Annotated in this window: 17 protein-coding genes and 1 pseudogene; 9 read left to right on the plus strand and 9 right to left on the minus strand. The window is 73.3% G+C overall.

Features of this window, described 5'->3' with window-relative positions; translation table 11 throughout:
• Positions 1-42: 42 nt before the first annotated feature.
• The 5 genes from AB0G84_RS20430 to AB0G84_RS20450 form a co-directional block, all read right to left on the minus strand.
• Positions 43-2,967 carry an NACHT domain-containing protein gene (locus AB0G84_RS20430; RefSeq protein ID WP_361322294.1) on the minus strand — a complete coding sequence of 975 codons (2,925 nt, stop codon included), beginning with the start codon at positions 2,965-2,967 and terminating at the stop codon, positions 43-45.
• Positions 2,964-3,266 carry a trypco2 family protein gene (locus AB0G84_RS20435; RefSeq protein WP_361322297.1) on the minus strand — a complete coding sequence of 101 codons (303 nt, stop codon included), beginning with the start codon at positions 3,264-3,266 and terminating at the stop codon, positions 2,964-2,966. Before AB0G84_RS20435 ends, AB0G84_RS20430 begins: the two co-directional genes overlap by 4 nt.
• A gap of 136 nt (positions 3,267-3,402) precedes the next feature.
• Positions 3,403-3,597 carry a ferredoxin gene (locus AB0G84_RS20440; RefSeq protein WP_361322300.1) on the minus strand — a complete coding sequence of 65 codons (195 nt, stop codon included), beginning with the start codon at positions 3,595-3,597 and terminating at the stop codon, positions 3,403-3,405.
• 40 nt (positions 3,598-3,637) lie between these two features.
• A complete protein-coding gene (locus tag AB0G84_RS20445) occupies positions 3,638-4,825 on the minus strand; it encodes a cytochrome P450 (protein ID WP_361322303.1) in 1,188 nt (395 codons plus the stop codon).
• 169 nt (positions 4,826-4,994) lie between these two features.
• Entirely contained in the window at positions 4,995-5,612 is a 618-nt protein-coding gene (locus AB0G84_RS20450) for a TetR/AcrR family transcriptional regulator (protein ID WP_361322306.1), read from the minus strand.
• A 51-nt stretch (positions 5,613-5,663) separates the two neighbouring features.
• Here AB0G84_RS20450 and AB0G84_RS20455 point away from each other — a divergent pair, with 51 nt between their 5' ends.
• From AB0G84_RS20455 to AB0G84_RS20480, 6 genes and pseudogenes are all read left to right on the plus strand, one after another.
• Positions 5,664-6,551: a DUF2867 domain-containing protein gene (locus tag AB0G84_RS20455; protein WP_361322309.1), complete on the plus strand. Its 888-nt coding sequence runs from the start codon at positions 5,664-5,666 to the stop codon at positions 6,549-6,551.
• Between the two features lie 25 nt (positions 6,552-6,576).
• On the plus strand, positions 6,577-7,986 hold the full coding sequence (locus AB0G84_RS20460) for a CoA transferase (protein WP_361322312.1): 1,410 nt from the start codon (positions 6,577-6,579) through the stop codon (positions 7,984-7,986).
• A 47-nt stretch (positions 7,987-8,033) separates the two neighbouring features.
• On the plus strand, positions 8,034-8,597 hold the full coding sequence (locus AB0G84_RS20465) for a GNAT family N-acetyltransferase (RefSeq protein WP_361322315.1): 564 nt from the start codon (positions 8,034-8,036) through the stop codon (positions 8,595-8,597).
• Between the two features lie 4 nt (positions 8,598-8,601).
• On the plus strand, positions 8,602-8,982 hold the full coding sequence (locus AB0G84_RS20470) for a glyoxalase superfamily protein (RefSeq protein ID WP_361322318.1): 381 nt from the start codon (positions 8,602-8,604) through the stop codon (positions 8,980-8,982).
• 51 nt (positions 8,983-9,033) lie between these two features.
• A pseudogene (locus AB0G84_RS20475) lies at positions 9,034-9,348 on the plus strand (arginase family protein); the annotation flags it as partial.
• Between the two features lie 164 nt (positions 9,349-9,512).
• On the plus strand, positions 9,513-10,436 hold the full coding sequence (locus AB0G84_RS20480) for an NADP-dependent oxidoreductase (RefSeq protein ID WP_361322321.1): 924 nt from the start codon (positions 9,513-9,515) through the stop codon (positions 10,434-10,436).
• A 39-nt stretch (positions 10,437-10,475) separates the two neighbouring features.
• Here AB0G84_RS20480 and AB0G84_RS20485 read toward each other — a convergent pair whose 3' ends face one another.
• The 4 genes from AB0G84_RS20485 to AB0G84_RS20500 form a co-directional block, all read right to left on the minus strand.
• Positions 10,476-10,835, minus strand: a complete 360-nt coding sequence (locus tag AB0G84_RS20485; protein ID WP_361322324.1) for a VOC family protein — start codon at positions 10,833-10,835, stop codon at positions 10,476-10,478.
• A gap of 36 nt (positions 10,836-10,871) precedes the next feature.
• Positions 10,872-12,086 (minus strand): CapA family protein, encoded by a 1,215-nt coding sequence (locus AB0G84_RS20490; RefSeq protein WP_361322327.1) that lies wholly within the window; start codon positions 12,084-12,086, stop codon positions 10,872-10,874.
• A gap of 405 nt (positions 12,087-12,491) precedes the next feature.
• Positions 12,492-13,307 (minus strand): class I SAM-dependent methyltransferase, encoded by an 816-nt coding sequence (locus AB0G84_RS20495; RefSeq protein WP_361322330.1) that lies wholly within the window; start codon positions 13,305-13,307, stop codon positions 12,492-12,494.
• Between the two features lie 124 nt (positions 13,308-13,431).
• Positions 13,432-14,910, minus strand: a complete 1,479-nt coding sequence (locus AB0G84_RS20500) for a phosphatase PAP2 family protein (RefSeq protein ID WP_361322333.1) — start codon at positions 14,908-14,910, stop codon at positions 13,432-13,434.
• Positions 14,911-14,957: 47 nt separating this feature from the next.
• Between AB0G84_RS20500 and AB0G84_RS20505 the strand changes: the two genes are divergently transcribed.
• The 3 genes from AB0G84_RS20505 (at position 14,958) to AB0G84_RS20515 (ending at position 17,909) form a co-directional block, all read left to right on the plus strand.
• Positions 14,958-15,404, plus strand: a complete 447-nt coding sequence (locus tag AB0G84_RS20505) for a GNAT family N-acetyltransferase (protein ID WP_361322335.1) — start codon at positions 14,958-14,960, stop codon at positions 15,402-15,404.
• Positions 15,405-15,519: 115 nt separating this feature from the next.
• A complete protein-coding gene (locus tag AB0G84_RS20510; RefSeq protein ID WP_361322338.1) occupies positions 15,520-16,722 on the plus strand; it encodes an aminotransferase class I/II-fold pyridoxal phosphate-dependent enzyme in 1,203 nt (400 codons plus the stop codon).
• A 68-nt stretch (positions 16,723-16,790) separates the two neighbouring features.
• The gene (locus tag AB0G84_RS20515) at positions 16,791-17,909 is read left to right on the plus strand and encodes an MBL fold metallo-hydrolase (RefSeq protein WP_361322341.1); all 1,119 of its coding nucleotides are present in this window, start codon (positions 16,791-16,793) and stop codon (positions 17,907-17,909) included.
• The last annotated feature ends 2 nt before the right edge of the window (positions 17,910-17,911 follow it).

Below are 17,911 nucleotides of genomic sequence, written 5' to 3' on the forward strand. Positions count from 1 at the left end.
GAACTGTCCTCCGTCAGTCGATCGCGTGATCGGTTGCGATATTCATCGGTCAACGCCTGTGGGGTGTATCGCCCCGTCCATGGCGACGCTCTTCCGCCCTCCCGTGGTTTCCGGCTCACCGACCGGGTGAACTCGGCTGCCGGTGCGGTCCTGGCGCGTCCTGTAGACGTGGGCCAGGTGGGCTTCGAGCCGAGCGTGGCGGAACTGGTAGACCGCACCGGCCTTACGCAGCACGCCTCGGTCATGGGCGTCGTCCAGGAATGCGATCACTGCCCAGGGCAGACGCCGAGTCAGCGGCAACCACATACGCGACAGGGCAACCCACTGCCCCCAAGCGGTGAAACTCAGCCCGTACCCGAGCCCGCCCCCGAAGGCGGCCTCGATCCCGAAGACGAGCCCGGCCAGCAGCCCGAGCACGGGCCCGGACGCGAGCCTGCCCACCCCCTGCCCGGGCGTGAGGCCGATGGCGATCCCGGCCGGTACGCCGAGCACGAGCAACCACACGAGCATATGGACGAATGCGTTCTTGCGGTTCGTCCTCAGCAGTTCCGAGGCGCTGATAGCGGATGTGGTGTCAATGGGAGTTTCGAGCCATGCCATGACGGCAAGCGCGATTCCGGCGCCGAATCCGAGCTCCGCCGGGAATAGCAACGCCCCCCTGAGCCCGCCGTCCAGTCCGTCGTCGAACCCCAGCGGCCCGACGACCAATCTGTCCATGAGCTCCAGCACGACTGCGGTAGGTACCCCGAACGCGAGCCCCAGCATGAACCTCCGGGCGATCTCGGAACCATTGCGCCGGGTCTCGCCGAAGATCTGTATGCGCAGAGTCGACGGCTTGGACGCCGCCCCTCTGGGCGCGAACTCGTACACCAAGCCGAACACCAGCCCGGCCACCAGCCCGTGCAGGAGCAAGACCAAAAGCCCTCGCACGATCGCGAACCCGGGCCCACGCGTGGTCGCGACCAAGTCCACGGGCAGGTTCCCGATCCCGGTCGGCACCCCCAAAGCCAGCCCGGCGAGGAACCCGATCACGAGCATGCGCGAAGAACGGCGCATCGTGGTGCCCAGTTGCCACCAGGCGAGGTCATGGGTCTCGAGTTGCTCCAGGTGCGCGGCGAGGTAGCCGAGCCAGTGCTGGGCCTGTTGGGGCGTCCAGTGGCGGCGGTGGCGGCGATGACGGGGACCGTGGGCGTCACGATCGTCATGCGGCGCGGGTCTGTAGACGGCGGGGACGAATGCGGCCAGGAGATGGTCCTGCAGGGCTTCGGGCGTGGGGAAGTGCAGCAGCTTTTCGGGGTCGCGTCGGGGAGCGTCGCTGTAGATGGTGCGGGCCAGGGAGACCATCAGCGGGGTGGAGAGAACCTCCGCGAGGTGCGCCGTGCCCGGGGTGTACGGCCCTTCGCGCAATCGGGCCAGGACGGCATCCCATACGGTACGGTCCGCGCCGCCGCCTCTGATCGTCCGGCTGGCGCGCACCAGGTAGTCGGCGTAATCGTCTACGGCGAGGCCCTCCAACTCGATGACTGCGGCGGCGGTGAGCACGTCGGAATCTTCGGAGTCGTTGACGGCCCTGGTGTATTCGTCGGGGCGGCTGGTGAGGAGCAACGGCATGGTGGTGGCCTGGTTGAGCGCTGTGAGCGCCATACCGTGCAGACCGCTGGGGATCTCGTCGAAACCGTCGAGAACGGGCAGGATCTTGCCCGTGTCGAGCAGGAAGCGGGCCAGATTGCCTCCGCGTACGGCTGGAGCCGCGAGGAAGGGGTGGTCACGCACCAGCTGGGCGCACATCCAGTCGCGCAGCGATGTCGCGGCCGGATCCCAGGAACCCAGGCCGAAGATCACCGGTACCCGGTCGCCGGGGATGCGGGCATCGAGCCAGTCGACGAGGAAACGCAGGGTCAGGATCGACTTGCCCGACCCGGCCTCACCCAGCACCACCAGCCGACAGGACGGGACGGAGAGGTACGCGTCCACGATCTGGTCGAGTTCGCCGTCCAGCGGGAGGGGCTCTGCGGCTAGCCTGCGCGGGAGCTTGCGGATGTTGGCCCAGTTGTCGACGACATCCCGGTCGGTACACCGGAAGCGCACGGGGAGCGGGAACGGGTCGTGCACCCGACGCTGCTCCTCTTCCTTGCGCCACTGCTTGGACACCTCGCCAGCGAGGGCCTCGGCGGGATCACCCTCGGTCAGCGGAGGATGGGGCGGCGGCGGTGGGAGTCGCGTGAGGTGGACGGCGCGGGCCGGCAGGCCGATCAGCTCGCCCAGTTCCTCGATCTGGTCTTGGGTGAGGCGTTTGTACCAGCGTTGCACCCGGCTTGCCGTGAGCCTGCCGGCTCCGTCGGTGAGGTGATGCGCGCTGACCACTCCGATCAGGCACCCACCGCTCCACACGGCGGCTCCCGACATCCCCTCCCAGGGGGAACGGCCCTCCGGATCGGGCCCCGGAGCGCCCACGGAGATCTCCAGGGTGCCCGTGCGCAGGTCGGCCCACGGCGTGGTCTTGCCCTGTGCATGGTGGGAATCCCGGTACCAGGGGGCCCTGTTGAGCTCCGGCGAGGCGATAGCGGGGCGTAGCTTGAATTTGGGGAACCCCAGCGCTTCGCAATCCGCCGGCTGGGTGATGCGGCCGAACCGCACCGGCGGGACCTCGGCGGCGGGGAGCCCACTGCTGCCCGCATCGTTCGGGATCTTGAGTACCGCGACATCGACATCGGAGTCCTCCCACAGCGGCTCCGGCTCGCCGGACAACTCCGTTACATCGCCGTCCTCGGTGAGAAAGCGCAGCGTGACCGAGACCGCGTCGCGCACCACATGCGCGGCTGTGAGTACCGCATCCGCGCTCACGCGGTAACCCGATCCGCGCCACTCCTCGCCGCCGCGCCGGGTGATGACGACCTGGACCACTCGCCGTACGTCGAGTTCGTCCGGCCCGGGTGGCCCCGATGCGCTGCCGTCCGCAGTACTCATTGCTCGTTCCGGCCGGCGCGGCCGGAGACGAACACCGGGTTGAGCGACCCTTCGAGGGTCGGCCGCAGAGCCAGTTTGATCAGCTGCGTCGAGGTGGCGTTCACCGTCGCGTCCGCACCGGACTCGACCACCCAGAACCTGACCTTCGCCCCCGCGTGCCCGGTTCGCTCCAGCGCGACCGTCAATTCCAGCTCGATCGTCCCCAACTCGAAGTGCAGCGTCTCACCCTCTGCCGCGACGACCGCCTGCTTCAACTCCTCCCGCAGGTCCCTGATCACACTGGCTAACTCGATCACCACGCCCCCTACGCCGATACAAGTCGTCAGTCACCAACGACTCTAGCCCTGTCAACCGCCCGTACGGTGCGATTCGACACAGTCGCCGCGATGTTGGGGGCGCCCCGCCCGTGGTCGGTCTTTTGTGCGAACAGCAGACCTAGTCGGCCTCGACCGCGATGGCCTGCACCGGGCAGGCGCGGGCGGCCTCCCGCACCAGCGGGTCACCCGCGCCGTCCTCCCGGCCGGGCAGCAGTGCGCTGAAGCCGTCGTCGTCCTGGGTGAACACCCCCGGAGCGGTCAGGGCGCACTGGCCGGCGCCGATGCAGACGTCGGTGTCGATGGCGATCCGCATTCCGGACCCCTTTCGTTTCGTTCGTCCGCCGGCATGGCCGCTACCAGGCCAGCGGCAGTTCGATCATTCCTTGCAGAGTGTCGCCCGGTTTGAACGGGATCTCGGCAGCCGGCGCGGCGAGTCGCAGATCGGGGATCCGGGCGAAGAGGGAGCTCAGGGCGATCTCCAGCTCCGCGCGGGCGAGGTTCTGCCCCAGGCACTGGTGGATCCCGAAGCCGAACGCCACGTGGTGCCGGGCGGAGCGGTCCAGGTCCAGCTCGTCCGGTGCCGGATAGGCGCCCTCGTCCCGGTTGATCAGGGAGGCCGGGAACAGCACCCCGTCGTCGGCCCGGATCAGCTGCCCGCCGATCTCGATGTCCTCCTTCGCCACCCGGAGCAACCCGTCGGCGATGGACAGGAACCGCAGCAACTCCTCCACGGCGGCCGGCATCAGGTTCTCCTCGGCCCGCAACTGCGCCAGCTGTTCGGGGTGTTCGAGGAGGGTGAAGGTGCCCAGGGAGATCATGTTGGCGGTGGTCTCATGGCCGGCCACCAGCAGGATCATGGCGAGCCGGACCAACTCCTCGCGCTCCAGCGTCCCGGGCCGCAGTCGGTCCGCGATCAGCTCGTCCAGCAGCCCTTCGCCGGGGCGGTGTTCCTTCTCGGCGATCAGCCCGCTGAGGTAGCCCTCCAGTCGGGTCCGGGCGTCCTCCGCCTCCTGCGAGGTGCGCCCCTGCAAGAGGTGCCGGGACTGCTCCTCGAAGAATTCGTGGTCGGCGTAGGGGACCCCGAGCAGCAAGCAGATCACCATCGAGGGCACCGGCAGCGCGAAGGCCGAGACCAGCTCGGCGGGCGGCCCCTGGGCGAGCATCCGGTCCAGCAGCTCGTCCACGATCCGTTGGATCTCCGGCCGCATCGCGGCCACCCGCTTGGTGCTGAAGCTGGGTATCAGCATCCGGCGCTGGGTGTTGTGCTCCGGATCGTCCACCCCGATCAGCGGGGTACGCACCTGACGGATCGCTGCGAAGCGCTCCACCGGGGCGGGGAAGGCCGGATTCTGCCGGTCGGCGGAGAGCCGCTGGTCGCTCAGCAGCGCCCGAGCCTCGGCGTGGCCGGTCACCGCCCACACCCGGCGGCCGTCGTAGAAGGTGACCTGGCTCAGGGGGCCCGCCGCGCGCAGTGGCTGATAGCCCGTCGGCGGATGGTAGGGACAGCTGCGGTCCTGGAAGTAGGGGATGGCTTCGGACACGAATTCCTCCCGTACGAGGGCTTCGAGTGGACTCGAGCCTCGCGTCTGTGCGATGTCAACCCAGAAGCGCGCCGTATCCGCCGCGCCGATCTCCACTTCATGCCGGGGGCACCGGGTGCGTCTATGAGTAGTTCGGCCAACTTGGTTGAGAGCGGAAGGAGTTGCTCCGTCAGGAGGGTCGGTGGCGGTCCGGCGGACGGGTCAGCGCCTCGGCGATGGCGTCCACATAGCGCTCGCCGCCGTCGCCGGCCGGCAGGCTCTGCGGTACCGCGTGCCCCAATTGGGTGTGTCCGAGATAGGCGGTGTACGCGAGCAGGCCGCGGTGGCGGGCCTCGTCCTCGGGGAAGCCCAACTCGGTGAAGAGCGCGGTGAGGTAGCCGATCCGCCGCTCGGTCACCCGGGCCAGCGCGGCGGCGACCGCGGGCTGCGCCGCGGAGGCCAGCAGGGAGACCTCCAGGGGGTCCTGGGGTGCGCGGCCGGCGGCGTGCCGCAGCAGCCGGCGTAGCCGCCCGCCCGGGTCGGGCTCGGCCTCGATCTCGGCGATCACGGCCTCCGTGCGGACCTCCGCCCAGCGCTCCAGGGCCGCCTCGATCAGGGCGTCCCGGTTGGTGAAGTGCCAGTAGAAACTGCCCTTGGTGGCGCCCAATCGGGCGGCCAGCGGCTCCACGGCCACCGCCGCGAGCCCGCCCTCGCCCATGGCTGCCAGGGCCGCATCGGCCCAGTCTGCTGCGGTCAGTCGCTGCCGCGCGCCGTTGCTTTCGGAGTCCCTCGCCCGCCGTTGCGCCATGTCCGTACGGTACCGTACGGACAAACATACGCCACCGTATGGAGGTGCTCCGTGCGTACCGTCCGTGAGGTCCATACCCGCACCGTCCCCGCCCCGGCCGAGACCGTCGGCGCCCTGCTCGACCGGCTCGGCGCCGACGACGACCCGCTCTTCCCCACCCCCGCCTGGCCCGCGATGCGGTTCGACCGCCCCCTGGCGGTCGGCGCCGACGGCGGACACGGTCCGATGCGCTACCGCGTCTCCGTCCACGAGCCGGGCCGCCGGGTCCGGTTCGACTTCCCCGACGGCCGCGGCTGGCACGAGGTCGCCGTGTACCCGGACGGCCCGGACCGCTGTCGGGTGGAGCACGTCCTGCACAGTCGCCAGACCCTCCTGACGAGCCTGGTGTGGCACCTCGCGATCGGCTCCGGACACGCCACCGTCGTCGAGGAGCTGCTGGACAACGCCGAACGAGCCGCCGGCGGCACCCCCGCCCCGGCCCGCCGTCCGCTGCGCGCCCGGCTGGCGCACCGCGCGCTCTGGGCCCGCCCCCGGGCCGTCGAACTCCCCGCCGCCGCCCGGCTGGCGCACCAGGCCTTCCCGCGCACCGACTTCCAGGACGCCTGGCAGATGGAGCTGCTGCCGGGCATGCCACGGCGGCCCGAGGCCTGGGCGGGCGGGCTGCGCGGGGCGGCCTTCCCGGTCGTCGGGCGGACCGACGGCGAGGTCCTGCTCGGGCGGGACGCCCGGCACCTGGACTTCCGCGCCTCGATCCTGGTCGCCGACGGCACGGTCACCCTCGGCACGGTCGTCCGCCTCCACAACGCCGCGGGCCGGCTCTACTTCGCCGTCGTACGCCACCTCCACCCCGTCATGGCCCGGCTGATGCTGCGCCGCATCCACCGCCGGCTGGCACTGGCGGCACTGAGCGCCGGCGAGCGGGAGGCGGCGCGGGGCTGAACCGGGGGCGTGCCAGACTTCCGGTATGGGGCAGGGACACGGCGATACGGTCAACTGCGGTACCGGGCAGGCCTGGGCGGCCCTCGGCGGCGATCCGGACCTGACCGGGCGGATCTCCTACGGCGGACCGCCCGGCCTGCTGCCGGCCCGGCTGCCGGTGGGGGCGCTGGCCCGCGCCACCGTCGCGGTCTGCGCGCTGGCCGCTGCCGAGCTGGCCGCCGCACGGGACGGCGGACCGCTGCCGGCCGTACGCGTCGACGACGGCGCGGTCGCCACCGCCTTCGCCAGCGAGCGCCACCTGCGCGTCGACGGCCGCCCGCTGACCGCGTTCGCGCCGCTCTCCCGCTTCTGGCGCACCGCCGACGGCTGGGTGCGCACCCATGCCAACTACCCCCACCACCGGGCCCGGCTGCTGCACGCACTGGGCCTGCCCGGTACCGCCGGGGCGCCGGAGGTCGAGGGCGAACTCGCCGGCCGCCGGGCGGCGGAGATCGAGGAGACCGTCCACGCGGCGGGCGGACTCGCCGTCGCGGCCCGCCGCCCGGAGGAGTGGGCGGCCCACCCGCAGGGCGTGGCGTCGGCCGCCCACCCGCTGCTGACCCTCGGCCCGCTGGACGCCGCCGCACCGCCCCGGCCGCTGCCGCCCGCCGGCCGCCCCGGGCTCCCGGCCGACGGGCTGCGGGTGCTCGACCTGACCCGGGTGATCGCCGGCCCGGTCGCCACCCGTACGCTCGCCCTGCTCGGCGCCGAGGTGCTGCGGATCGACGCGCCCCAGCTGCCGGAGAGTCAAGAGGCGCACAGCGACACCGGTTTCGGGAAGCGCTCCACCGCCCTGGACCTGGGCACCCGAGCCGGCCGGGCGGCCTTCGAGGAACTGCTGGCCGGCGCCGATGTCGTGGTGACCGGCTACCGCCCCGGCGCGCTCGACCGGTTTGGCCTCACCCCCGAGGCGCTGACCGAACGCCGCCCCGGTCTGGTGGTGGCACGGCTCTCCGCCTGGGGCGACGACGGCCCCTGGGGCGGCCGGCGCGGTTTCGACAGCCTGGTGCAGGTGGCCACCGGGATCGCCGCCGTCGAGGGGGACCCCGATGGCACCCCGGGCACGCTACCCGCCCAGGCGCTCGACCACGGTACGGGCTACCTCCTGGCCGCCGCCGTCCTGCGCGCCCTGACCGAACGGGCCCGCGCCGGCGGCTCGTTCCTCGCCACCCTCGCCCTGGTCCGCACCGCCCACTGGCTGCTGCACGACCTGCCTGCGGTACTCCCGGCCGGCCCCGCCGGCCCCACCTTCGGCCCCGCCCCGTACCTGCGGGAGACCGACGGTCCGCTCGGCCGGCTACGGCACGCCCTGCCGCCGGTCGCCTTCGACGGCTGCCCGACGACCTGGGCGACCCCGCCCGGCCCCCTGGCGGCGGACCCACCGGTGTGGCGGTAGCGCGGCTGCTCGGCGGCCGTCTCCGGTGTGGCCCGTACGATCGGGCGATGACGTCCAGCGAGCGCTACCTGGCACAGGGGCCGCGCGTCGGCATCCGGCACTTCACCGCAGCCGACCGCGAGGAGTTCACCGCCGCCGCGCGGGAGAGCACCGGGCTGCACCGCCCCTGGCTCTTCCCGCCGGCCACCGATGACGCCTACGACGGCTATCTGCACCGGCTCCAGGAGCCGTCGCGCGAGGGCTTCCTGATCTGCGAACGCGCCACCGGGCGGATCACCGGCTACCTCACGATCAACAACATCGTGCACGGCGCCTTCCGTTGCGGCGCGATCGGCTATGGCGCCTTCGCGCACGCGGCGGGCCGCGGCCTGATGAGCGAGGGGCTGCGCCTGGTCCTGGAGTACGCCTTCACCGAGCTCGGCCTGCACCGCCTGGAGGCCAACATCCAGCCCACCAACGAACAGTCGATCGCCCTGGTCAGGCGGGCCGGCTTCCGCTTGGAGGGGTTCTCCCCGGACTTCCTCTTCCTCGACGGCGCCTGGCGCGACCACGAGCGCTGGGCCCTCACCAGCGAGATGACCGTCGGGACGCCCGACGAGCGGACGGAGTGACCCCATGGCACCCACGGACCCCGTCTTCCGCCGCACCGTGCCGGTCTTCCGGATCTTCGATGTGGCCAAGGCCCATGAGTTCTACCTCGACTACCTGGGCTGCACGGTCGACTGGGAGCACCGCTTCGAGCCCGGAATGCCGCTCTACACCCAGGTGTCCCGCGGCGGCCTGGTGCTGCACCTACGCCACGGCGACGCCACCCCCGGCTCGACCGTATGGGCCGAGCTCACCGGCATCCGCGCGCTGCACGCCGAGCTCTCCGCCAAGGACTACCCGTATCTGCGGCCCGGCCTGGAACACGACGGGACCGGCAGCTGCCTGACCCTCACCGACCCCTTCGGCAATCAACTGCGGCTGACCGAGCCGGATCCGGACCGCCGCTGACCCGAGCCGGATCCGGCGCGTCACTGACCGGCCGCCGCGGCCGGCCCGGCGGTCGGCGCGATCCGGCGGCGCGGCCCGGAGGCCGTCGCCCGGGAGGCGCTGGACCACCTGCAGAACTCCCCGCTGGACGGCTTCTGGATCCACCTGGACGCGGACGTCCTGGACCCGTCCGTCATGCCGGCCGTGGACAGCCCCGACCCAGACGGCCTGCTGACCGACGAACTGCGGGCGCTGCTCGCGCCGTTGGCCGCCTCACCGCGCTGCGTCGGCGTCGACGTCACCATCTACGACCCGGACCGCGACCCGGACGGGGCGGGCGCGGTGCTGCTCGCCGGTCTCCTCGAGGACACCTTCGCGCAGCCCTGACCCCGCCCGGCGGCGAGGAGCTGGGCGCGGAGGGGACGCCGGCTTCGCTCTGGCCGCCCTGTGGGACGCGCCGGACGCTCGGCGCCATCGGGTCGGTGCGCCGATCCGGTGACCGTTCCCGCCCGCCCGGAATGTTCCCGCCCGCTGACGCGTTGGGCTCGGGCATGAAGGCAATCAGCACCCAGAGCTACGGCGGTCCCGACGTTCTCGTCCTCGGCGACCTGCCCGACCCCAAGGTGGCCCCGGACTCGGTCCTGGTCCGGGTCAAGGCGGCCGGGGTCAACCCGGTCGACTGGAAGATCCTCGCCGGCTATCTGGACCCGATCATGGACGTCCACTTCCCGATGATCCCCGGATGGGACGTGGCGGGCGTGGTCGAGGCGGTCGGCGCGGACGCCACCGAGTACGCCGTCGGTGACGAGGTCATCGGGTACGTCCGCAAGGACGCGGTGCAGCAGGGCACCTTCGCCGAACTGGTCGCCGCGCCGGTACGGACCCTGGCGCGCAAGCCGTCCGCGCTCAGCTGGCAGCAGGGCGCGGGGCTGCCGCTGGCCGGACTGACGGCATATCAGTCGATCAAGCGGGTCAGTACCAAGGCGGGCGAGACGGCCCTGGTGCACGCCGCGGCCGGCGGCGTCGGCTCGCTCGCGGTCCAGATCCTGGTCGCCCAGGGCACCCGCGTCATCGGCACGGCCAGCGAGCGCAACCACGACTTCCTACGGTCCCTGGGCGCCGAACCGGTCACCTACGGAGAGGGCCTCGCCGACCGGGTGCGTGCCCTGGCACCCGAAGGCGTGGACGTGGCCCTGGACTTCGTCGGCGGCGGCGCCGTCGACGTCTCGCAGGAGCTGCTCAAGGACCGCGGCCGGGTGGTGTCCGTCGCCGACGGCGAGGTCCTGGCGAAGGGTGGCCACATGGTGTGGGTGCGCCCGGACAGTGCCGACCTCACGGCGCTGGGCGACCTCGCGGACGCCGGGAAGCTGACCGTGCACGTCGATGCGGTCCACCCGCTGTCCGAGGCCGCCGAGGCGCTCCTCCGCAGCCAGCAGGGCCGGACCCGCGGAAAGATCGTTCTCGAGGTGTCCTGAGCGGCCGCCGGATGCGGGGCCGCCGGCGGGCGGGGCCGCTCAGGCCTCCGCCTCCTGCCGGCGGTCCACGTACTCGAAGACCGACCCGTCCGGGTGGCGGGCCACGAGGTTGCGGCCGATGGGCGTCGGCAGCGGCCCGGCGATGATGTCGGCGCCGACGGCCTTGAGGTCGGCCACCGCCTCGTCCACGTCGTTCACCGCGAGCGTGGCGGTGATCTTCCGCAGCACCGACAGCTCCGCCTCCGGGCCGCTCATCAGGAAGAAGCACCCGACGGCCGCGACCGCCACCGCGCCGCGCTGGAAGCGGATCGCCTCCGCGCCCGTCAGCCGTTCGTAGACGCCGATCGCAGCATTGAGATCGCTGACGCACACCCGCAATGAGGTCCCGAGAATGTCCATGCGGGCAACCCTAGTTGGGGTGCCTCCGGTACGCGATCACTTGGCCATGATCAGACCGGACTTCGCCGCGCCCCGGGACAGCACGACCTCCCTGATGGCGTCGCGGGCCCTGGCGTAGTCGCCCCGCCCGGGCTGTGCGGCGAGCGCCGCATTGAGGTTGACCACCCGGAACCCGTCGTTGACATCGGTGAGTTGGGGGATGAACTCCGCCTTGCGGACCGTCCAGCGTCCGCCGGGCACGGTCGGCGGGGCGAAGGTGAACCGGGCCATCGAGCTGAGGTTGCCGCGGCCGTCCGGCTGGTCGCTGTGGTTGAACATATGGCCCGCGAGCTGGTCGCCCATGCCGTAGACGACCCAGGTGCCGTTGACCTTCTCGTACGCCTGCGGGACGTGCGCGTGGGTGCCCAGGATCAGGTCGACGTCCGGCCGGCCGCCGGTGCGCGAGGCGGTCAACGCCTGGGCGAGGGTGCGCTGTTGCTCGTCGATTGGCTGCTGCCACTCGGTGCCCCAGTGGATGCTGACCACCACCACATCGGCGCCGGCCTTACGGGCCGCGCGGGCGTCGGCGAGGATCTTCTGCCGGTCGATCAGGTTGACCGCCCAGGGCGATCCCTGGGGCAGCGGGATGCCGTTGGTGCCGTAGGTGTAGGAGAGCTGGGCGACCTTGGCGCCGCCGGCGGTGAGCAGATTGACCCGGGTCGCCTCGGTGGCGGAGCGGGCCGAGCCGGCGTGCCGCAGGCCGACCGCGTCCATCGCCCCGAGGGTGCGGCGCACCCCGTCCGCGCCGTCGTCGAGGGTGTGGTTGGAGGCGGTGGAGCAGGAGTCGTAGCCGGCGTCCTTGAGGGCGGTGGCCACCTCCGGCGGTGACTTGAAGGAGGGGTAGCCGGTGAACGGGCCGCCGTCCCTGCCGTAGATCGTCTCCATGTGGCAGATCGCCAGGTCGGCGCCGGAGACCACCGGTTTGACCCCGGCGAACATGGTGCGGAAGTCGTGGCCGTGGCCGTGGGCGTTGCTGCCGGACTGCCGGATGATCTCGTTGTGCGGCAGGACGTCGCCGGTGGCCAGGAGCGTGAAGCCGGTGGCCGCGGAGGCCTGGGCGGCGCCCGGCCGGGCGGGCGGCGAGGGGCGGTCGGGGCCGTCGGCCTGCCGGGTGCCGCAGCCCGCCGCCAGGGCGGCGGTCAGCGCGGCTATGGAGAGCAGCGCGGCTATGGAGGTCAGCGGGGCGGGGGGAGCCGGTCGTTGTCGGGTCACGCCCTATCCCTATCGGGATAAATAGGATTTATCTCCCGGGGAGGGGGTGGGGTTGCGCCGTCGGGGCGACGGAGCGGGGCCGTCCGTGTCAGGGCGAACGAGCCGGTGCGAACGAACCGGTGCGGAGGGCCCAGTGCGGAGGGCCCAGTGCGAACGGCCCGGTGTGGACGGCCCGGTGTGGACGGCCCGGTGTGGACGCTCAGGTTTGACGGCGGACGGCCCCGGGGCCGGTGCGCGCCCGGGTCCGGTTCATGCCCGGCTCCGGCTCGCGCCCGGCTCCGGTACGCGCCCGGCTCCGGTTCGCGCCCGGGTCCGGTTCGCGCCCGGGTCCGGTTCGCGCCCGGGTCCGGTTCGCGCCCGGGTCCGGTACGCGCCACCCGGCTCAGGTCCAGGCTCGACGCCGCTTCAGACCCGGCAGAGGATCTCGCCGTGCAGGACGGCGAACCAGCCGTCCTCGTCGGTGCCCCAGGTACGCCAGGCCTGGGCGATCCGGTCCAGCTCCTGCCCGGTGGCGTGCCCGCCGTCCACCGCGATCCGGGCGTACCCGGAGTCGACCGTGCGGTCCGCCCACAGTCCGCTCCACCAGGACCGCTCCTCCGGCGTCCGGTAGCACCAGGTCCCGGCGGTGGCAGTGATCGCCTCCGGTGCGAAACCGGCCTGCCGGGCCCAGGCGTGCAGTCGCCGCCCGGCGTCCGGCTCGCCCCCGTTGGCCCGGGCCACCTGCAGGTACAGCTGCTGCCAGTCGTCCAGCCCCGGCACCTGTGGGTACCAGGTCATCGCCGAGTAGTCCGCGTCGCGGACGGCCACCAGTCCGCCCGGCTTCGTCACCCGGCGCATCTCGCGCAGCGCCTGGACGGGGTCGCCCAGGTGCTGTAGCACCTGATGGGCGTGCACCACGCAGAAGCTGTCGTCGGGGAAGTCCAGCTCGTGGACGTCGCCGACCGTGAAGCGGACGTTGCCCACGCCCCGTTCGGCGGCCGCGGCGCGTGCCTGTGCCAGCACGCCCGGCGCCCGCTCCAGGCCGGTGACCTGCCCGTCCGGTACCAGCGCCGCCAGATCGGCGGTGATCGTGCCGGGACCGCAGCCGACGTCCAGGATCTGCAGGTGCGGCCGCAGATGGGGCAGCAGGTAGCCGGCCGAGTTGGCGGCGGTGCGCCAGGTGTGCGAGCGCAGTACCGACTCGTGGTGGCCATGGGTGTAGACGGCGGTCTCCTGTGGCATGTCGAGCCCCTTTGCGTGCGGAGGTGTGCTGCTCTCACCACCGTACGATCGATCTCGCATCATGAGAGAATGTGTCTCACCATGCGATCAAGGGGTCGATCGTCCACGCCGGCCGTACGGTCGCCTACTCGGGCAGCAGGCGGTAGACCGTCAGCGCCTCCAGCTCCTTCTCCAGCACCATCTCGCCCGAGAACGTGGCCACTTCACCGTCGAACGCCATGCTCCCGCCCTCCGGCAGCCCGCCGATCCGCAGCCGCCGCAGTCGCGCCTCACCCAGTACCGGCGAACTGCGCGGCGTGCCCGTTAGGGCCGCCACCAGCAGCCGGGTGCGGGCCAGCCGCCCGCCGTGCACCACCCGTACGTCCAGCACCCCGTCCGCGAGGTCGTGCCGGCGCACCGGCGTCGTGCCCAGCCCGCGGTACTGGCAATTGCCGACGAACAGCAGCCAGACGGCGCGCCGCCGGCCGTTGATGGTCATGGTCAGCGGCTCGGCGGAGCGCAGCACCTCCCACGCCGCGAGCACCCCGGCCGGCCAGGCGCCGATCCGGCCGGCCCACCGCTCCCGGATCCGCACCAGCTCCGGATACACCCCGATCGAGAAGGTGTTGAGGAAGTGCTGCGGTTGCTGCCCGCCGACCCGGAAGCGCGCCAGGTCCACCGCCACCGCCTCGCCGGTCTCCACGGCCCGTGCCGCCTCCGCGACGGTCTCGACGCCCAGGTCGTACGCGAAGTGGTTCAGCGTGCCGCCCGGCAGCACCGCCAGCGGCAGTCCGTACCGCGCCGCCGCCGACGCCGCGGCGTTGACCGTGCCGTCCCCGCCGAGCACCCCCAGCGCACCGCCCAGTTCCCTCGCCCGCGCCACCGCGTCGTCGAGCACCTTGTCCAGTGGCTCCCCGTCCGGCCCGCCGCACATCAGTACCTCGGCCTCCGGCAGCACCCCGTGCACCTCGTCGGCCCGGTCGGTGCGGACGCCGGTCCGCTGCCCCGAGGCCTGGTTCGCCACCACCACCAGGCCGCGGCCGCCGGGCAGCGCGGGCGCCTCCGCCCGTGGCCGCGCCGGCGGCGCCATCTGGGACCGGGTCGGCGCGAAGCCCCGCACCGCGAACGCCGCCCCCGCCCCCAGCGCCGCACCGGCCAACACATCACCCGGATAGTGCACACCCGTATAGACGCGGGAGAACGCCACCGACGCGGCGACCGGCGCCAGCGCCAGCCCCCACCACTTGTTCTCGAAGGCGACGCCGGTCGCGAACGCCACCGCAGAGGCCGCGTGCCCCGACGGGAAGGAGGACGTGCTCGGCTGGCGGGACAGCTGCCGCATCAGCGGCACCGCGTCCCGCAGCGGACGGGCCCGGCGCACCGAGCCCTTGCCGAGCGTGTTCACCGTGGCTGACGCCACGGCCAGGGACGCCACACCGCGCACGGCGGCCCGTCGGGCGGGCCGGCCGCCCAGTGCGGCTGCGCCCGCCGCGAGGCCGAGCCACAGCAGCCCGTGATCGGCGCAGCGGGTCAGCCGGGGCAGCACGCGCTGGGCCCCGGGCCACTCACGGGTGGCGATCTGGTGGAAGGTGCGCCGGTCGAGCTTGGTCAGGAGGGATCGCATGCCGCTCCTGATACCCCGAACCGGGCACAACGTGCTTCCCTGCTCCGGTGATCAGAACACGACTGGACGCCGACCTCGACGCCTGCGTGGCCGCGCTGGCCCAGGTGCACACCCACAGCGGCTACCCGCACGTCTGGCCGGACGACCCGGCGGGCTGGCTGCGCCCCGACGGGCTGACCGCCGCCTGGGTCGCCGAGGACGCCGGCCGGGTCGTCGGCCATGCGGCGCTGTGCGGAGCCGAGGTCAGCCGGCTGTACGTGGCGCCCGCCGCCCGCGGTACCGGACTGGGGGCGCGCCTGCTGCGCACCGTCGAGGAGGCGGCCGCGGCGCGCGGACTGCGCCCCGTACTGGAGGTGCACGCCGCGAACACTGCGGCCGTCGCCCTCTACGAACGGCGGGGCTGGATCCGCCGCGGCAGCGAGCAGCAGGACTGGGGAGCGGGCGGAGTGGTGACGGTCCATCACTACGAAGCGGTGGCCCCCGCGGCGCAATAGGACCCCGCTGACGTGTCGCCCCCGGGCGCCACCCCTGCGATCTGCCAAGGTGGTCGGGGCTGTGCAAAATGTGATCGGCCCACGATCGCCCCGCCGTCGTGGAGTGGAGGTACGGATGCAGCGGACCGCGCCGGATCCGCAGCCGGATCCGCCGGTGGGCCTGCCGGTCCTTGCTGACCTCGCCGCACACCTCTCCGCGGCCGCGGACCGCACCGAGGCCGACCCGCCGGGCGGCTCCGGTCCGCTGCGCACCGCCGCCTGCGGCTACTGGGGCCGTCGCGGCCTGGCCACCGACCCCGGGCAGGTCCTCGCCGCGCCCGGCGCGAGCGCCCTGCTGCTCGCGCTCTACTCCGCCGCCGGTGGCGCGGTGCTGCTGCCGCGACCCTGCTCCGCGTCGTACGCGCCCCCCGCCCGGCTGCTCGGGCGGCCGGTGCACCACGCGCCCGCACCGGTGGAATCCGGTGGGATGCCCGACCCGTTCGCCCTGCTGGAGACCGTCCGCCGGGCCCGGATGCACGGCGACAGCCCGCGCTTGCTGGTGCTGTCCGTCGCCGACGACCCGACCGGCACCTGCCCGGCGCCCGAGCAGCTGCACGAGGTCTGCGAGGCGGCGGCCGGGGAAGGGCTGTGGATCGTCAGCGATGAGACCCGGCGGGACCTGCTGCACGATCCGCACGACACCGTCGTCCTCAGCCCCGCCGAGATGCTGCCCGACGCCGTCGTCGTCCTCGCCGACCTGCGGGCCACCCTCGCCCCCGCCTCCTGGCCCGTCGCGCTGGCCCGCTTCCCGGACACCGACCGCGGCGCCGTCCTACGGGCCGCCGCGCTGGACGCGCTGGGCGCGCTCGGCAGCCCGCTCCCCGGGCCGCTGGCCTGCGCGGTCACCCATGCGCTCGGCGAACCCCCGGCCGTACGGGACCGGACCGCCACCGTCGCCCGGGTCCACGGCGCGCTCGCCCCCGCGCTCCACCGCCTCGTCACCGAGGCCGGCGCCGTCTGCCGCCCGCCGCGCTCCGGCAGCTACCTCTACCCCGACCTGGAGCAGCTGCGCCGCTCCCTCGCCGCCCACGGCATCGTCGAATCCACCGCGCTGGAAAGGGCGTTGGCGCCCTGGGCGGCGCGCGGTGGCCACCACTTCGGCGACGCCCCGGGAGCGCTGCGGGTGCGGCTGGACACCGGGGCGTTGCTGGGTGCGGACCGGGAGCTGCGGCAACGCGTCCTGGATGCCCCCGACCCGCTCCAACTCCCGCACATCACCGAGGCGTTGACCGCTCTCTCGCGCGCGCTGGCCGCCCTGACCGCACCCGTCGACGGCTGACCGCCGGGCCCGGGCGCCACCCCCGATCCGCCGAACCGCCCCGGTTCTCCACCGAATGGAGCCCCTCGATGACCGAACAGACCGAGCGCTCCCTCGCCGAGCAGCCCGCCGGCACCGAGAAGCTCCCGCACACCGGGCCGGACCGCGCACCGGCCCGGCCGCACGCCGCCCCGCCGCTCCCCGAACCCCGCCCGCTGCGCGAGGTCCGCAGCTGGCCCCGGGACTTCACCGACCGGCTGACCGCCCCGCTGCCCGGTGTCCGCGCGCTCGCCAGAATCGCCCGGGAGGGCAAGCTGCGCCCCGCCCCCGAGACCCTCCGGGAGATCCCGCACCTGCCCTTCGAGCCCGGCCCGATGCCGGCCGCCACCGCTACCACCGTCGCCCTCACCTGGGCCGGACACGCCAGCTGGATCATCCGCATCGGCGGGCTGACCGTACTGACCGACCCGGTGTGGTCCCGCAAGATCCTCGGCACGCCCGCCCGGGTCACCCCCGTGGGCGTCCGCTGGGAGGACCTGCCGCCCGTCGACGCCGTGGTGATCAGCCACAACCACTACGACCACCTCGACGTCCCCACCCTCAAGCGGCTGCCGCGGGACACCCCGCTGCTGCTCCCCGCCGGACTGGGGCGCTGGGCCCGCCGGCGCGGCTTCACCCACGTCACCGACCTGGACTGGTGGGAGGCGGTCGAACTGCCCGGACCCGGCGGCCCGGTACGCCTCGACTTCGTCCCCGCCCACCACTGGAGCAAGCGGACCCTCACCGACACCTGCCGCTCCCTGTGGGGCGGCTGGCTGCTCACCGCGCCCGACGGGCGGCGCCTCCACTTCGCCGGTGACACCGGCTACGGCCACTGGTTCGAGGAGGTCGGCCGCCGCTACCCCGGCATTGACCTCGCGCTGCTGCCCATCGGGGCGTACGACCCGCGCTGGATGCTGGGCCCGGTGCACACCGACCCCGAGGAGGCCGTACGGGCCTGCCAGGACCTGGGCGCCCGGGCCCTGGTGCCGATGCACTGGTCGACCTTCCTGCTGTCGTCCGAGCCGCCGCTGGAGCCGCTGCGCCGCGTCCGGGCCGCCTGGGCCGCCACCGGCCGTCCCCGCGAGGACCTCTGGGACCTGCCGGTCGGGGCGTCCCGGGTGCTGACGGACGTGTCCGACGCCGACGCGGTGCCGGCCGCCCCCTGACG

Source organism: Streptomyces sp. NPDC020742, assembly GCF_040641675.1.
Lineage (GTDB): Bacteria > Actinomycetota > Actinomycetes > Streptomycetales > Streptomycetaceae > Streptomyces.

Bases quoted from the DNA above. Each gene is read 5' to 3' on its own strand.
- AB0G84_RS20430 (WP_361322294.1), bottom strand. From the start codon at position 2,967: ATGAGTACTGCGGACGGCAGCGCATCGGGGCCACCCGGGCCGGACGAA.
- AB0G84_RS20440 (WP_361322300.1), bottom strand. From the start codon at position 3,597: ATGCGGATCGCCATCGACACCGACGTCTGCATCGGCGCCGGCCAGTGC.
- AB0G84_RS20450 (WP_361322306.1), bottom strand. From the start codon at position 5,612: ATGGCGCAACGGCGGGCGAGGGACTCCGAAAGCAACGGCGCGCGGCAG.
- AB0G84_RS20460 (WP_361322312.1), top strand. From the start codon at position 6,577: ATGGGGCAGGGACACGGCGATACGGTCAACTGCGGTACCGGGCAGGCC.
- AB0G84_RS20465 (WP_361322315.1), top strand. From the start codon at position 8,034: ATGACGTCCAGCGAGCGCTACCTGGCACAGGGGCCGCGCGTCGGCATC.
- AB0G84_RS20470 (WP_361322318.1), top strand. From the start codon at position 8,602: ATGGCACCCACGGACCCCGTCTTCCGCCGCACCGTGCCGGTCTTCCGG.
- AB0G84_RS20480 (WP_361322321.1), top strand. From the start codon at position 9,513: ATGAAGGCAATCAGCACCCAGAGCTACGGCGGTCCCGACGTTCTCGTC.
- AB0G84_RS20485 (WP_361322324.1), bottom strand. From the start codon at position 10,835: ATGGACATTCTCGGGACCTCATTGCGGGTGTGCGTCAGCGATCTCAAT.
- AB0G84_RS20495 (WP_361322330.1), bottom strand. From the start codon at position 13,307: ATGCCACAGGAGACCGCCGTCTACACCCATGGCCACCACGAGTCGGTA.
- AB0G84_RS20500 (WP_361322333.1), bottom strand. From the start codon at position 14,910: ATGCGATCCCTCCTGACCAAGCTCGACCGGCGCACCTTCCACCAGATC.
- AB0G84_RS20510 (WP_361322338.1), top strand. From the start codon at position 15,520: ATGCAGCGGACCGCGCCGGATCCGCAGCCGGATCCGCCGGTGGGCCTG.
- AB0G84_RS20515 (WP_361322341.1), top strand. From the start codon at position 16,791: ATGACCGAACAGACCGAGCGCTCCCTCGCCGAGCAGCCCGCCGGCACC.